Source organism: Pseudomonas sp. GW456-E7, assembly GCF_059424105.1.
In genome coordinates this window covers 1-14,593 of record NZ_JBWKZB010000078.1, presented here as the reverse complement: position 1 = coordinate 14,593, position 14,593 = coordinate 1, and the positions used below count along the sequence as shown (strand labels likewise).

The window sequence follows — 14,593 nt, the reverse complement described above, 5'->3', positions numbered from 1 at the left end:
TGTCCCCTTCGTCTAGTGGCCTAGGACACCGCCCTTTCACGGCGGTAACAGGGGTTCGAGTCCCCTAGGGGACGCCATTTGCGGGAATAGCTCAGTTGGTAGAGCACGACCTTGCCAAGGTCGGGGTCGCGAGTTCGAGTCTCGTTTCCCGCTCCATATTTAACGAAAACGCCGCTCATTGAGCGGCGTTTTTGTTTGCGCGTAAAAAACCGGATCAACCGCCGAGGCTCTGTACAAGGCTTTCGAGCGCGTCAGTGGTTGCTTCATCCTGCACCCGTTGCGTAGCTTCAGTCGCTCTGAGTTGGCGTGCCAGGCGGTATTCGCTGGGCGTGCAGTTTGCGAATTGCTTGAAGGCGCGAGCGAAGTAGGACGGATCCTTGAAGCCGGCCTCATAGCCGATGCTGGTAATCGGCATCTGGCTGTTATCGAGCAGTTCTTTGGCGAAGTTCATGCGCTTGTCCAGGATGTAATCCGTGAAGCCAAGTCCATTGGCTTCCTTGAACAGGCGGCTGAAGCGAAATGTCGTCATGCCGCAACGCTGCGCCAGCTCCCTCTGATCGATGCTGTCTCGAAAGTGCTGGTCGATGTGCAGCATGACGCTGTTCAGTGCCTGGTGTTTTTGGTGGCCTGAGGTCAGCCGGATGCTGTCCGGCAAGGTCGGGGAGTGCTCGATCTGCGATGACTTGTCCTGGCCTTTGGCATTTCGGCGCAGCTCGCAGAGTTGCAGCACCGCCGTCAGGTAACGCTTCTTCTCGGTGGTCGAGAACGGGAGCACCATGTATTCCCAGACGCTGGAGCGCATGGCCCATACCGCCAGTTCCTCCGAGTGCTGCACGGTGAACATGGTGATCGGGATGGTAGGGGTGGTGCGTTTGATCTCCAGCAATAGCTTCAAGCCTGGAGTGTCGGGGCGATCAAAATGGATGCAGATCATGTCTGCCTGTTCCCTGATGGGCAACACGGAGTTTTTTGCCAGTTTGCAGTCGCAGGCACTCTCGAACTGCGTGACGAGTTCTTTCGTGGACCGATCATGAGTCAGATCGAACCATAGGAGCGATGGCCTACTGGTCAAATTGGACGTCATGTCTTCACTCTGGGGGTTCTAGTGACTCTCATCGCCAGTATTGCCAATGTGCCATCAATTTGCAGATTTAATCCCGATAGAAAATACGTTTTTTAGTTCTATTCGCTCTATGGGTAATCTGGAAGGCGGCTCGGGGCGATTATTTGCTCGTGTGTGGTCGAAAAAGCCGGGTTTAACCGCCTGTCGCTTGTGAATCAATGGCAATTGCCTTTGCGTTCCAATGCCTTGTTTACCCCTCCCGTGACTGCTGCAACGGCCAATGCTCCGTATTGGCCGCCCCGCAAAAAAGTCCTAGCGATGTGCAAAATCTTCCTAACGCCCATGCCTTGCTCCTGACTAGGGTTGCACTCAGGCAGCGCAGAAAGTACTGCCTCAGAAAAAACAACATTCGAGTGAGGTGGGCAAAATGATCATGCAAACAATCAAGGCTTCGGTACTGAAGTTCATCAAAGACGAAGATGGCCTGACCATTGTGGAGTATGCGGTGGCGGGGGGGTTGATTACGGCGGCTGTTGCCCTCGCGTTCACCGACCTCGGAGCGAACGTCCATACCCGAATCACTGCGGTGTGCAACGCCGTTGGTGGTGGCGCTGCTTGCCGGTAACGGTAATTTCCGGAAGGGGGGACGATGTGATGTCCATCGAGCAGCTGGTAGCTACTGGTTTGCTGATAGGGCTGCTGGGCGTAGCGGTGGTGAGCGATATTCGTCGCCACCGCATTCCCAACCTGCTGATCCTCGTGGGTCTGGCCTTGGGGTTAGCCGGTCAGACTTATTCAGGTGGGATAAGCGGGTTGAGTGACGGCCTGTTGGGCATCCTGATCTGTTTTGCGGTGTTTCTGCCCATGTATGCCGTGGGTGGCATGGCCGCCGGCGACGTCAAGTTGATGGCCATGGTGGGCAGCTTCCTGCCGGTTCATTACGCATTGTGGGCCGCGCTATACAGTCTGGTATTCGGCGGCCTGTGCGGTTTTCTGATTGTGCTGGTGCACGGTCAGATGATGCAAACCCTGGGGCGTTATTGGCTGATTCTGAGAGCTCGGGCCTACCTGGCGCCGAGTGCAGACGAGGCGGCCGGCAAGCCCTTTCCTTACGCTGTTGCAATTTTGCTCGGCACGCTGGGCAGCATCTACTGGCACCTCGTTGCCAGTGGGTTGGGAGATTAGTCATGCACGTCATGGTTGATACTGATGCCTTCCCTAATGAGCGGGAAGCCGTGCAACGACTGGCGCCTCAGCCGTGCACAATCCGCGAAACCGGTCTGACCGACAGTTTTCTCGGCGAGTTGGTGTGCAAGCATTTGCACGACGCCGGTGTGCTGGACATGACTCGGCTGGTGGACCGCCTGGCGCTGACCGGCGCGGTACTTGAAGAGGTCCTGGCGTTTCTGCGCAAGGATGGCCGCGTCGAAGTGCTGGGCCAGGTGAGTCAAACCGGCGGGCAGATGCTGCGTTATGGCCTGACCGAACGTGGTCGCAGTGCCGCCCGGGATGCCCTCTCGCGCAGCGGTTATATAGGAGCGGCACCTTTCCCGGTGAGTACCTACCGCTCCCTGATCAAGCTACAGACCATTCACCATGGTCGCATCAACGCCAACGATATGCGCAATGCCCTGGCTGGCGTTGTGCTCACGGAAGAGATGCTCGATCAGTTGGGTGTGGCGATGAACTCCGGGCGCGCAATCATGATTTATGGCCCTGCGGGTACCGGCAAGACCTATGTCAGTACCCGGCTGATCCGCCTGTTCGCCGAGGCCATCTGGGTCCCTCATGCCATCGTCATCAACGAGTCGGTGATCGAGATCTATGACCCGCAGGTGCATCAGCGGCTCGATGACAACGTTCAACAAAACAGTCTGATGCTCAACGAAGGGATCGACCGTCGACTGCTGTGCTGCAAACGCCCGATCGTCATCACGGGCGGTGAGTTGAGCATGGAACAGCTGGACGTTCGTTATGACCCCTTCACCCGTCAATACCAGGCCGCCTTGCAGCTCAAGGCCAGCAATGGCCTGTTCATCATCGACGACATGGGACGCCAGCGCATGGCCCCCGCCGAGCTGCTCAATCGCTGGATCGTCCCGATGGAGGAGAAACGCGACTTTCTCAACCTGGGCGGTGGTCGGCATTGCGAGCTGCCGTTCGATCTGATTCTGGTGTTTTCCACCAACCTCAATCCCCTGGAATTGGCCGATGAGGCTTTCCTTCGGCGGATTGGCTACAAGCTGCAGTTCGGTTACCTGAAGCCCGAGCAGTACGAAAAGATCTGGCGTCAGGAAAGCGAGCGTCTGGGCATTTCCTATGACCCGCTGCTGGTGCGTTATGTGCTGCAAAGGCTTTATGCAAGTGAAGGCATGCCCCTGGTGCCTTGCCATCCCCGCGATCTCCTGAACATGGCACTCGATCGCCAGCGTTATATAGGCGGTTCCGGACCACTGTCACCGAAAGAGTTGGAATGGGCCTGGCACAACTACTTCGTCCAGCTCGACTTTCTTTGATGCGGAGATACTGACATGAGCTCTCGTACGCTTACCCTGATAGGCGCTTCCCTGGTCATGGGCCTTGGGGCTGCATGGATGGCCGACTCCTGGCTGAGCGCGCGGCTCAATGCCAGCCCGGATGACCACCTTCGAAACGTAGTGGTCGCCACGGTGGAGATTCCATTCGGGCAGATGGTCGAGGCCCAGCAGGTCACGACCGTACGCATGCCCATGGATACGATCCCGGACGATGCCTTCGATGCCAGCGAAAAAGCCGTGGGCAAGATCGCAACGTTCGACATTCTGCGGGGCGACATCGTGCGCGGTGCACGGCTGAGCGAGCATCTTGGGGGAAGCACCCTGGCCTCGTTGATTGCGCCTGACAAACGCGCCATATCGGTACGGGTGGACGATGTGGTGGGTGTCGGTGGATTCCTGTTACCAGGTAACCGGGTCGATGTATTGGCGACCAAAACCACCAATGCCGGCAATAACAGCGCCACGTCCAGGACCATCCTTGAGAATTTGCGGGTGTTGGCGGTGGATCAGACCGCAGGCACCGACAAGACCCAGCCGGTCGTGGTGCGCGCAGTGACCCTGGAGATGTCGGCCGCTGAAGCGGAAGCCCTGGTCACGGCGCAGACGGAAGGCAAGTTGCAACTGGCGCTGCGTAACCCGCTGAATCTCGAGAAGAAAAGCCCGGCCGTTGCGCCTGCCACGCCTGCTGCACCTGTTGCCCCGGCCATGGCTGTGGCCACTGTCGAAGCGCCAAAACGCGTGGTACAGCGCAGCAGTGGTGAGGGCGCGGGTATCACCGTTATCCGCGGGACCGAAGCCAAAGTAGTCAATATTCGCTGACAGTGTGCAACAGGTGCCTGGGCACCAGGTTATTGGCGGAGCCGATCCGGATCCGTATCGGCAATCGAGGGCTTGATGATGAATCTTCGTATTCAGCGGCCGTTCACTTCGACGCCAAGGCGCCAGGAAGGATCGGTGAGTGCAATGATGGTGATCGCGTTGGCGGCGATGGCCATGATGGCGGCGTTGGCTCTGGACGGCGGTCATATGATGCTGAACAAGACACGCCTGCAGAATGCGGTGGACGCCGCCGCCCTGAGTGGTGCCAAAACCCTGAGCCAGGTGGCGGCTGGCAGCAACAGTGCCAGCACGACGCGCACCGCCGCGCTCAATACGTTGGTACAGAATGCCAATGCCGCGGGCAACAACGAATTGGCTACGGCTATCGGCGGCAACGCCAGTGCATTTGCAGTGGTGGAACTGGCAAGTAGCGTCTATGGCCCGTTCTCCTATCCCGGGCCGACGGATGCCAAGTACGTTCGGGTATCGGTACCGAGCTATAACCTGACGGGATTTTTCTGGAACTTCGCCCAGGTATTCGGCCCTGGCGGCCTGGGGGCCAAAGCAGTGGCGGCGATCGCCACCGCGGGTCCCAGCCCTACCAGTCCCTGTGATCTTGCCCCTTTGATGGTCTGTGGCAACCCGACTCAATACAACCCGGGTGCCGGCATGTTCTGGGGCTTTCAGTTTGGTGATCTGCAGGTTTTGAAGACAGCGGCCGGCAATTCGTCGCCCATTGGTCCAGGCAATTTTCAGTTGCTCGATTTTGGCTCGGGTGGCAGTGCGGTCCGGGAAGATCTGGCCGGAGGTGGCAAGGTCTGTCGCGACGTGGGGCAAAATGTCCAGACCTCACCGGGCAACATGGTCGGTCCAGCGTCTCAAGGTCTGAATACGCGCTTCGGCATCTACAACGGCCCGGTCAGCGCCTCGGACTATCCGCCGGACCTGGTGACCACGTCCAGTAACCCCGCCATCACCTACGATGACTCGGTCTCTCCGCCTCGAGCGAAGTACCAGGGGCAAACCGTCACCTCGAACAACGGCAATCTCACAGCCGGTAGCAACTCGATACTGGACTACAACGACTGGCGTGCAAGCGTTGCCGCCTGTGTGGCGGGGGGCACTGGCTGTCAGGGCAACGGGGTGTTCGAGCGCCGGATGCTGAAAATCGTGGTGGGCGACTGCAGCGGTAAACAGGGCGGTTCAACCTCGATCCCGGTTCTCGGTTTTGGTTGCTATTTCGTGGTACAGCCCATGGATGGCGGCGGCGGGGACGCGCAGATCTTCGGCCAGTTCGTGAAGGAATGTGAAGGCGACAACGTGGCGGGTCCCTCGCCGTCAACGGATTCCGGCCCGCAGATCATTCAGCTCTACAAAACCTATCTCACCGGCAGCGGTACTCCGAGCACTGACTCGTAGGGGGCGTCATGAGACTTCATGGATCAAAAAGTCGGCAGTGCCAGCAAGGCCTGGCCATGGTGGAGTTCACCCTGGTCCTGCCGGTGTTGCTGTTGCTGATGCTGGCCTTCGGCGAATTCGGCCGCATGCTCTATCAGTACAACATCCTGCTTCAGGCCAGCCGCGATGCCGATCGTTTTGTCGCCAGCAATGCCTGGGACTCGACGCTGGGTGCGGTCGCTCTGAGCAATACGCTACTGACCCAGACGAAAAACGTTGCGGTGTATGGCGTACCTGCCAATACCGGCACCGCAGTGGTGTCAGGGCTGACGACGGGCAACGTGGTCGTTGCCGCAGTGGGCACCGACCATGTGCGGGTCACCATCACTTACACGTTCTGCCCGGTGATTGGCGCTGGCAACTGCACCGGATCGCTTCCCGGTTTTTTTGGTAATCAGATTGCACTGAGCATCCCGCTGGTTGCCACTACCGTGATGAGGGCACTGTGATGAACAGAAAACACATGCGCGGCACCTATACGGTGGAGTTCGCCGTCATTGGTCTGCTGATGTTCACGCTGTTGTTCGGCGTGGTGGAAATCGGTCGCCTGTACTTCACGGTCAATGCGCTGGATGAAGCGGTGCGCCGTGGCACGCGTCTGGCGGCTGTGTGCAATATCAGCGATCCGGTGGTCCTGCAGCGGGCGATCTTCAATGCCGCAGGCGATGCCGGCACGAGCCAGCTGATCGGCAATCTGGCCACCACCCACCTGACGCTGACCTATCTGGACGCAAATGGGGCGCTGGTGGCCAACCCCGCTGACACTGTCAGCGCCAACGGTTTTCGTGCCATCCGCTATGTCCGGTTGAGCCTGCAAAACTTCGTTTTCAATCTGTTTATTCCCGGGATCGGTGTGCCCATTACCTTGCCTGTATTCAGGGCAACGTTGCCACGTGAAAGCCTCGGGCGTCATTCCGATTCCGGGGAGATCACGCCATGCTGAATACCAAGGATACCCCGCTCTCTACCTCGACCGGCAAAGCCGGGCTACGGTTGCTGATCAGTAGCCGTGATGCCACGTCGTTGCGCGACCTGCAGAGCGTCTGCCAGCGCATGCCCAGCCTGGAGGTAAGCACTCGCCTGGTCAGCAATGGGCATGTCGACCCGCTCTATGGCCTGGACCGGATGCCCGATCTGTTGCTGTTGCGCGTCAGCCACCTGTGGCGTGAAGAGCTGTCGGCACTGTTGCAGCGGCCGGCCCATGAGCGTCCGCCGATGCTGGTGTGCGGGCTGCTGAGCGAACAGGAAGGCATGCGCCTGGCGATGCAGGCCGGCGCCCGTGACGTGCTGCCCGAGCCCGTCGCCGAGACAGAACTGGTCGCTGCCTTGAATCGGCTGGTCATGGAGGTTCGGACCGGCAGCGGGACAGAAGGGAAATTGCTCGCCGTGATCAGCGCCAAGGGCGGATCGGGCGGCACCATGCTGGCTTGCAATCTGGCTCAGCAGCTCAGCATGAAAGGTGGCAGTACCCTGTTGCTGGATATGGATCTGCAATTTGGCAGCGTGACGCATTACCTGGATGTGGCGCAAACCCACAGCCATCTTGAGGTGTTGCATCAGATTGACGGCATGGACAGCGTTGCGCTACGCGGTTTTTGCAGCCACTTCAGCCCGACCTTGCATGTACTGGGCGGCCGGGCCGGTGAGCTGTGCCTGCCGCAGGATGCCCAGCCTGAGCAACTTGACACCCTGATGCAGTTGGCCCGCGCCAGCTATGACTGGGTAGTGATCGATCTGCCACGGCAAATCGACCACCTCACCGGTTCCGTGCTGGAACAGGTGGATAGGGTGTATGTGGTGGTGCAGCAGAGCGTCAGCCATCTGCGCGATGCCAGCTCCCTGGTGCGGATCCTGCGCGAAGACCTGGGCGTGCGTGGGGATCAATTGCAGATCGTGGTCAACCGCTATGACAAGACGGCAGCGGTCAGCCTCAAGGATATCGGCGAAGCGCTGCGCTGCACGAACCTGTCGAAATTACCCAACAACTTCAACCTGGTCAGCCAGAGTCAGAACACTGGCGTGCCGTTGGGTCTGCATGCGCCGAAGGCGGCGATCACCGTTGCCCTGCGCAACGTGGCCGACGATCTGGTCGGCAACCAGATGGCTGGAAAAAAAGGCGTGTTCAAACGCGCCTTCAACCGTTTTTTCGGGGGGTGACCCATGATCAGCGACTTTCGTAACCGCTTGCGCAAACAGTCCGCTAAACCCGCCTCATCGCCGGTTATCCCGTTGGACGGTGAGCTGCCGGATCCGGCAGCTGAATTGATGGCTTGGGAGCACGCAGTCCCGGATGTTCTGTATGAAACCAGAAGCCAGGTCACCCCGGTGGAAGCCGAGTGGCGAGAAAAGATCTACCAGCAGTTGCTCAAGGTCATGGACCTGTCCTTGCTGGACTCCCTTGAGCAGGCTGAGGCGACGCGGCAGATTCGCGACATTTGTCAGCGCCTGCTCGACGAGCATTCGGCACCGGTGAGTACTTCCAGCCGCCAGTTGATCATCAAGCAGATCACCGACGAGGTGCTCGGACTTGGCCCCCTGGAGCCGTTGCTGGCCGATCACAGCGTGTCCGACATTCTGGTCAACGGCTTTAACTCGGTGTATGTCGAGCGCTTCGGCAAACTGCAACGCACCGATGTGCGCTTTCGCGATGATCAGCATTTGCTGAACATCATCGACCGTATCGTCTCCAGCCTGGGCCGGCGTATCGACGAGTCTTCGCCCTTGGTGGACGCCCGGCTCAAGGACGGTTCGCGGGTCAACGCGATTATCCCGCCGCTGGCCATCGACGGCCCGAGCATGTCGATCCGGCGCTTTGCGGTGGACCTGCTCAATACCGACAGCCTGATCCAGGTGGGGACGTTGACCCCCGCCATTGCCCTGCTGCTCAAGGCGATAGTGCGTGGGCGCTTGAACGTGCTGATTTCCGGCGGTACCGGCAGCGGCAAGACCACCATGCTCAATGTCCTGTCCAGTTTCATTCCGCAAAACGAGCGGATCGTCACCATCGAGGATTCGGCCGAACTGCAACTGCAGCAGCCCCATGTGGTGCGCCTGGAAACCCGGCCTTCGAACATCGAGGGGCGCGGCGAGGTGAGCCAGCGGGAGTTGGTGCGCAACAGCCTGCGGATGCGCCCGGACCGTATCGTGATCGGCGAAGTGCGTGGCGTCGAGGCGCTGGACATGCTGACGGCGATGAACACCGGCCACGACGGCTCGTTGACCACGATCCACGCCAACACCGCGCGCGATGCGTTGGGACGGATCGAGAACATGGTGTCGATGACCGGGGCGACCTTCCCGATCAAGGCCATGCGTCAGCAGATCGCTTCGGCCATCGATGTGGTCATCCAGCTGGAACGCCAGGAGGACGGCAAGCGCCGCCTGGTCAGCGTGCAGGAAATCAACGGCATGGAAGGCGAGATCATCACCATGACCGAAATCTTCTCCTTTGCGCGCCATGGCATGGGCGAAAACGGCGAGGTGCTGGGTGATTATCGGCCCAGCGGCATGATCCCCGCCTTCCGCGATGTGCTGGCCAAGCGCGGCATCGAGTTGCCGCTGACGATGTTCAGGCCTGAGTGGATGGAGGCACGGCAGTCATGAACCAGGTTCCCGGTGAATTCATTCTGATGTTCCTCGGCATGGTGTTTATCGCCGTCTTCCTACTGTCCCAAGGCGTGGCGGTGCCGGTATTCGGCGAAGCCGGCAAGATGCGCAAACGCATCCGCGGCCGCTTGCATGTACTGGAGAAAGCCAACCATCTGCCCAACATGCAAACGGTATTGAGGCAGAAGTACCTGACGCGTTTGTCGCCATTGGAGGCCAGGCTTGAGCAACTGCCCTTCATGGAAGCATTGACGCTGATGATTGAGCAGTCCGGGCACGAGTACCGGGCCTATCGGGTATTGCTGCTCGGGCTGGTGCTGGGGGGCTGGGCGGGTATCCTGATCTGGATGGTCTCGTCAGTCTGGTGGATGGCGCTGGTGGCGGGTTTCGCGGTCTTCTGGTTACCCATACTGAAAATTTCCCGTGACCGTGGCAAGCGTTTCGCTGCGTTCGAGGAAGGCCTGCCGGATGCGCTGGATGCCATGTGCCGCGCTCTGCGCGCCGGGCACCCATTCAACGAAACCCTGCGTCTGGTGGCCGAGGAGCACAAGGGGCCGGTGGCTCATGAGTTCGGCCTGACCTTCGCCGATATCAACTATGGCAACGATGTACGCCGGGCCATGCTCGGCCTGCTGGAGCGGATGCCGAGCATGACAGTGATGATGCTGGTGACCTCGATCCTCATCCATCGCGAGACCGGCGGTAACCTGACCGAGGTGCTGGAACGTCTGAGTACCCTGATTCGTGGGCGCTTCCGCTTCCAGCGCAAGATCAAAACCTTGTCGGCCGAAGGAAGGATGTCGGCCTGGATTCTGGTGGCCATTCCCTTCGTGCTGGCTGCGGCGATCCTGGTTACAACCCCCAGTTACTTGCCTGTGCTGTTCAATGATCCCACAGGTCAAAAGCTGATCATCGGGGCTTTCGGCGCCATGTTGCTCGGGATTTTCTGGATCCGCAAAATCATCCGGATCCAGGTTTGAGTGGTATTCGTTTCGCGGAGGTGCAGGTCATGGACTATTTGCTCGGACTGTTCAGTCAGGTGGTGGGCAATGCTCAACTGGCGCGTATTTTGTTTGTCGGGGCTATCGGTTTGAGTGCGGTGCTGGCGGCCGTCACCGTGGTGTTGCTGGTGTTGGGGCTACAGGATCCGGTACAGCGTCGTCTGGCGCTTATCAAGCGCGGTCATTCAGGGAATGTTTCCGGGCAGGACGTGCCGGGTAATCTGCAGTTATTGCTGGAGCGGGTCGGTCAACGCTTTGGCTCGACTGAGTCGGCTCAGACGTCGGCCACCCAGACCCTGTTGATGCACGCGGGTTACCGCTCACCCTCGGCGGTGCAGATGTATTGGGCGGTGCGCTTGCTGTTGCCACTGATTTCGGTTGGTCTTGCACTGTTATTGCTGCCGATGTTTTCCGGGCTTTCTCTGAATATGGGGTTGTTGCTGGTGTCCATGACTGCTGCTGCCGGGTGGTTGTTGCCCGCGCTATTTGTCGAAAAGCGCAAAGAGGCCAGGCAGGGCAGCCTGCGCGCCGCCTTTCCGGATGCCCTGGACCTGATGGTGGTGTGTGTGGAGTCGGGTCTGGCATTGCCGCAAACCATAGAGCGGGTGGCAGAGGAAATGTCGGTCAGCCAGGTTGAATTGGCGGAGGAACTGGCACTGGTCAACGCGCAAATCCGCGCCGGCATTCCCAGTACCGACGCACTCAAGCAACTGGCTGTGCGCACCGGATTGGAAGATGTGCAAGGGTTGGTCAGCCTGTTGGCGCAAAGTATCCGCTTTGGCACAAGCGTGGCTGATACCCTGCGCATCTATGCCGATGAGTTTCGTGACCGGCGTACCCAAGCCGCCGAAGAAATGGGGGCGAAAATTGGTACCAAACTGGTGTTTCCGCTGATTTTCTGCCTGTGGCCGAGCTTCTTTCTGGTAGCCATTGGTCCACCCTTGATCGGGGTAATCAGAGCATTCGGGTGAGGTGAAACGGACTGAGGCTGTCGCGTGAGATAGCCTTGCCACCCAAGCCTGATCTGCACTTTCCTGCCATAGGTTTACACACCCCCTGTGGGAGCTGCCGAAGGCTGCGATCTTTTGATCTTCCTGTGATTTCACGATCGCTTAAAGTCAAAAGATCGCAGCCTTCGGCAGCTCCTACGGGGTAATCCGTCCAGGGATGGATCATGCTTAGATGCCACTGCTTTCCTGCACACGACATCAAGCCCGGCTTTGCAGCCAGGCCACTCTGGACGACGCCAGAAGCTGATCACCCATCGATATCCCTCAGTTGCCGCCGCTGATGGTCATTTCTCCCGCTGAATCCTGGTCATAAAACTCCGGAATCGGAAAGTTGAAGCTGTTCAGCCAGCGCTGCATGGCAAGGTCACGTTCGGTGGCCGAGGCGGTTTGCAGGTGAGGGGAGGCAACCACGCCGCGAATCTGCAGTTGCAACCACTGTTCGGTGCCTTGTTGATACGGCGAGGAGGGCCCCGGCTCAATGGCCCAGGCACTGCTGGACAGACAAGCCATGCACACGATCAACAGCCTTTTGGTATTCATCTCGACTCCTCGTACGTTCTACTTGTTCGCACTGGAAGAGGCATCGGCTACCTCAGTCTTGCGATTGCCCTCGGAGGCCACCACTTTTTTGGCGGAGGCCTTGAGTTTTTCCGCGCGGGTTTGGGCTTCTACGACTTGCTTGGGGCTCAAGTCGGCGCGAGTCACGAGTTCGGCTGCCGCCTTCCAGTTATCCTGATAGATCAGCAACGTCACCAAGTTGAGTGCCGCCAGTGTGTTTGCCTGCTTGAGCTCCATGGCCGTCATGAACTCAAAGCGTGCTTCAGGGATCCGTCGCTGATTGAGGTAGACGACCCCCAGGTCATTTCGCATCTTGTCGTCGGTGGGGGCCATCTTCACCGCACGCTCAAGGTGAATGGCAGCGGTGGCGTTATCATTTCTGGCGGCGGCCAACTGGCCCAGGCCATGTTCCCCTTCAGCCGCCAGACAGGTGCCGAGCAAGCTTTCGTACAACGGCTGCGCGTCGCCGCTACGCCCCATCAAGCGCAGCACCCGAGCCTTGCGCAGGCGAACCTGGACCAGGTTATCGGGCAATCCTTCCAGATTCGCCAGGCTGGCATACAAACGGCCTTCTTCGGCCATGTTGTCGGCCAGGTTCAGGGCCAGTTCTTGCTCCGAACCGGGCTTGGCACAGCTACCCGGTCGCGAAGGCATGCCATTGCTGGCACAACCTGCGAGCATTAATGTCGCCGCTATTGCAATGACTGCTTTCATCGAAGGTCCTCTGGCGACAACAGGTTGAACGCCTGGCCAATGGCAATAAGGCTGGCCCGGCAAACGCTCAAAGTCACCGTTACGAGTCAGGGCGAGGCGCGTCGGGTTCAGGCTTCGGTTCATTGCGACAGTCCGCTGAGACTGTCGAAGTCACCATTTTCCAGGAAGAACATGCGGTAGAAGTTCGGGTCGTAATTGCGCAGCTGTTCGCCAGGCAGTGTCGGTAGTTGTGCATTGGCAGCCAATGGCTGGACCAGATGCGGGGTGACGATCATCAGCAGTTCGCGCTCTTCACGGTTGATGGTGTTGTCGCGGAAAAACGCGCCCAGAATCGGGATATCGCCCAACCCCGGAAACTTGTTCACCTGGGAGTCGTTGTGGGTGCTGATCAGGCCGCTGATGACGAAGCTTTCGCCGTCGGCCAGGGAGATGCTGGTATCGGTACGGCGCACGGTCAGGGCCGGGACAATCGTGCCGGCGATGCTCACTGCATTGGTGAAATCCAGTTCACTGACTTCCGGCGCCACCTTCAGTGCGATACGGTTTTTCCCGACGATGGTTGGCGTCAGGGTCAGGCGTATACCGAATTCCTTGTACTCGATGGACACGTTATCGCTGCCTGAACTGGGCACTGGAATCGGTACTTCACCGCCGGCCAGGAAGCTCGCACTTTGCCCGCTGAGCGCTACCAGGCTTGGCCGCGCCAGGGTGTAGGCGAAACCGCTGCCTTCCAGCGCGTTGATCGCCACCAGGGTACTGCCGGTCGCAAACGTGAGGTTGAACTGGTCGTTTCTCACCGGTATCGCCGGCGTGACTATGCCGCCGATGGTGGGCAAGGTTCTCGGCGAGCCGAACAGCCAGTTGCCCCGGACGCCGAAAATCGAGGCGGAGGCTTCCTTGAGTTTGGTCCGGCTGACTTCAACGAAGCGGACATCGGTCTGCACCTGGCTCGGCAGCAACGGGTCGTCGGAAGGCACCGACGGCACGCTGGTCAGCGCCGACGTGGCCCTGCCCTTGACGAACACCATGGCTTGGCGCGGCGTTTTCGAACAGGCAGTCCAGACCATCAGGCTGGTGGTCCCCGGTGCAATGCCCGTGAGTATGAACGCGTTGCTGCCGCTGGGTTGCACGTCGGCAATTTTCGGGTCACCCACCGCCAGTTGCGTTACCGGAACGGGGCTGCGCAGTTCATTCTGCAGCCCCTGACCGACCTCGTACGTTGTCGGCCAATTGTCCAGTTGTGGGCAGTTGGCCGGCGCGGCCTGAGCCGCATCCACGCTGAGGCCCATCCAGAACAGGCCATGGATAATTCGCTTGAAAGCGGGCACGGGACGAAGGCTCATCAAGTACATCCTCACTGAATAGGCCAATCTTCGGCAGACTGAGCTGTCTCGGATCACTTCACGGGGATCGGGCTATCCCCCCCAATGCGCCAGTCCACTTATCCGTGGCCTTGGCGTTATTCCTTGCGTGCTACACACGAGCGGGCGCAATTCGCTGATCCGGGGACCGCGAGCGACCTTTGCAAAAAACGGTTTGAGTGATCCGGTTATCTGGATTGCCTGTCAGAGCGATGCGTGCGGTTATGGACTGCACTGTCCGTCGACCTGGCTCCCCCGGAAAGTAGTCGGGAATGAAGGTACAGCGCCGGAAATCGCCTGCCAGGATCATAGTGAGGTAACTCCTTTTGCCAATCCGCTATCTGATCACTGAAGCTAACGTGGAAAATCGAGCCGTTATGACTTCTTATGGTTTGACGTTAGTTCAATCAAACCAAAGTGCCATGAGTTAAAGGAAAACTAATGGTGCAAAGACTGGAGACAGGTG

The 14,593-nt window shown here is 59.2% G+C and carries 15 protein-coding genes and 2 tRNA genes; 13 read left to right on the top strand and 4 right to left on the bottom strand.

Translation table 11 applies throughout. The features are described 5' to 3' along the window. Position 1: 1 nt before the first annotated feature. A tRNA-Glu gene (locus AC07YV_RS28685) sits at positions 2 to 77 on the top strand. 3 nt (positions 78 to 80) lie between these two features. After that, positions 81 to 156 (top strand) — tRNA-Gly (locus AC07YV_RS28680). A 58-nt stretch (positions 157 to 214) separates the two neighbouring features. Here the strand turns inward: AC07YV_RS28680 and AC07YV_RS28675 are convergent. Then, positions 215 to 1,084 carry an AraC family transcriptional regulator gene (locus AC07YV_RS28675; RefSeq protein ID WP_102702646.1) on the bottom strand — a complete coding sequence of 290 codons (870 nt, stop codon included), beginning with the start codon at positions 1,082 to 1,084 and terminating at the stop codon, positions 215 to 217. Between the two features lie 406 nt (positions 1,085 to 1,490). On the opposite strand from AC07YV_RS28675, the gene AC07YV_RS28670 reads away from it, so the two are divergent. From AC07YV_RS28670 to AC07YV_RS28620, 11 genes are all read left to right on the top strand, one after another. Further along, positions 1,491 to 1,688 (top strand): Flp family type IVb pilin, encoded by a 198-nt coding sequence (locus AC07YV_RS28670; RefSeq protein ID WP_102702647.1) that lies wholly within the window; start codon positions 1,491 to 1,493, stop codon positions 1,686 to 1,688. Positions 1,689 to 1,717: 29 nt separating this feature from the next. Beyond that, positions 1,718 to 2,248: an A24 family peptidase gene (locus tag AC07YV_RS28665; protein ID WP_102702648.1), complete on the top strand. Its 531-nt coding sequence runs from the start codon at positions 1,718 to 1,720 to the stop codon at positions 2,246 to 2,248. Positions 2,249 to 2,250: 2 nt separating this feature from the next. Then, positions 2,251 to 3,579: a DUF8689 domain-containing protein gene (locus AC07YV_RS28660; protein ID WP_102702649.1), complete on the top strand. Its 1,329-nt coding sequence runs from the start codon at positions 2,251 to 2,253 to the stop codon at positions 3,577 to 3,579. Positions 3,580 to 3,594: 15 nt separating this feature from the next. Further along, on the top strand, positions 3,595 to 4,419 hold the full coding sequence (gene cpaB, locus AC07YV_RS28655) for a Flp pilus assembly protein CpaB (RefSeq protein ID WP_102702650.1): 825 nt from the start codon (positions 3,595 to 3,597) through the stop codon (positions 4,417 to 4,419). Between the two features lie 75 nt (positions 4,420 to 4,494). After that, entirely contained in the window at positions 4,495 to 5,838 is a 1,344-nt protein-coding gene (locus AC07YV_RS28650) for a Tad domain-containing protein (RefSeq protein ID WP_102702651.1), read from the top strand. Between the two features lie 8 nt (positions 5,839 to 5,846). Further along, complete coding sequence (locus AC07YV_RS28645) at positions 5,847 to 6,326, top strand: TadE/TadG family type IV pilus assembly protein (protein WP_102702652.1); 480 nt, start codon at positions 5,847 to 5,849, stop codon at positions 6,324 to 6,326. Then, positions 6,326 to 6,820, top strand: a complete 495-nt coding sequence (locus AC07YV_RS28640; RefSeq protein WP_102702653.1) for a TadE/TadG family type IV pilus assembly protein — start codon at positions 6,326 to 6,328, stop codon at positions 6,818 to 6,820. The genes AC07YV_RS28645 and AC07YV_RS28640 overlap by 1 nt, the downstream gene beginning before the upstream one ends. Beyond that, the gene (locus tag AC07YV_RS28635) at positions 6,814 to 8,034 is read left to right on the top strand and encodes an AAA family ATPase (RefSeq protein ID WP_102702654.1); all 1,221 of its coding nucleotides are present in this window, start codon (positions 6,814 to 6,816) and stop codon (positions 8,032 to 8,034) included. Before AC07YV_RS28640 ends, AC07YV_RS28635 begins: the two co-directional genes overlap by 7 nt. Positions 8,035 to 8,037: 3 nt before the next feature. Beyond that, a complete protein-coding gene (locus AC07YV_RS28630; protein ID WP_102702655.1) occupies positions 8,038 to 9,480 on the top strand; it encodes a TadA family conjugal transfer-associated ATPase in 1,443 nt (480 codons plus the stop codon). Beyond that, positions 9,477 to 10,463 (top strand): type II secretion system F family protein, encoded by a 987-nt coding sequence (locus AC07YV_RS28625; protein ID WP_102702656.1) that lies wholly within the window; start codon positions 9,477 to 9,479, stop codon positions 10,461 to 10,463. Before AC07YV_RS28630 ends, AC07YV_RS28625 begins: the two co-directional genes overlap by 4 nt. Positions 10,464 to 10,492: 29 nt before the next feature. Beyond that, positions 10,493 to 11,455 carry a type II secretion system F family protein gene (locus AC07YV_RS28620; RefSeq protein WP_102702660.1) on the top strand — a complete coding sequence of 321 codons (963 nt, stop codon included), beginning with the start codon at positions 10,493 to 10,495 and terminating at the stop codon, positions 11,453 to 11,455. Positions 11,456 to 11,758: 303 nt separating this feature from the next. On the opposite strand, the gene AC07YV_RS28615 is transcribed toward AC07YV_RS28620, so the two are convergent. The 3 genes from AC07YV_RS28615 to AC07YV_RS28605 form a co-directional block, all read right to left on the bottom strand. Then, positions 11,759 to 12,034, bottom strand: coding sequence for a DUF3613 domain-containing protein (locus AC07YV_RS28615; protein ID WP_102702657.1), 276 nt, complete (start codon positions 12,032 to 12,034; stop codon positions 11,759 to 11,761). Between the two features lie 18 nt (positions 12,035 to 12,052). Further along, positions 12,053 to 12,766 (bottom strand): tetratricopeptide repeat protein, encoded by a 714-nt coding sequence (locus AC07YV_RS28610; RefSeq protein ID WP_102702658.1) that lies wholly within the window; start codon positions 12,764 to 12,766, stop codon positions 12,053 to 12,055. A 119-nt stretch (positions 12,767 to 12,885) separates the two neighbouring features. After that, positions 12,886 to 14,109, bottom strand: a complete 1,224-nt coding sequence (locus AC07YV_RS28605; protein ID WP_102702659.1) for a type II and III secretion system protein family protein — start codon at positions 14,107 to 14,109, stop codon at positions 12,886 to 12,888. Positions 14,110 to 14,593: the final 484 nt, after the last annotated feature.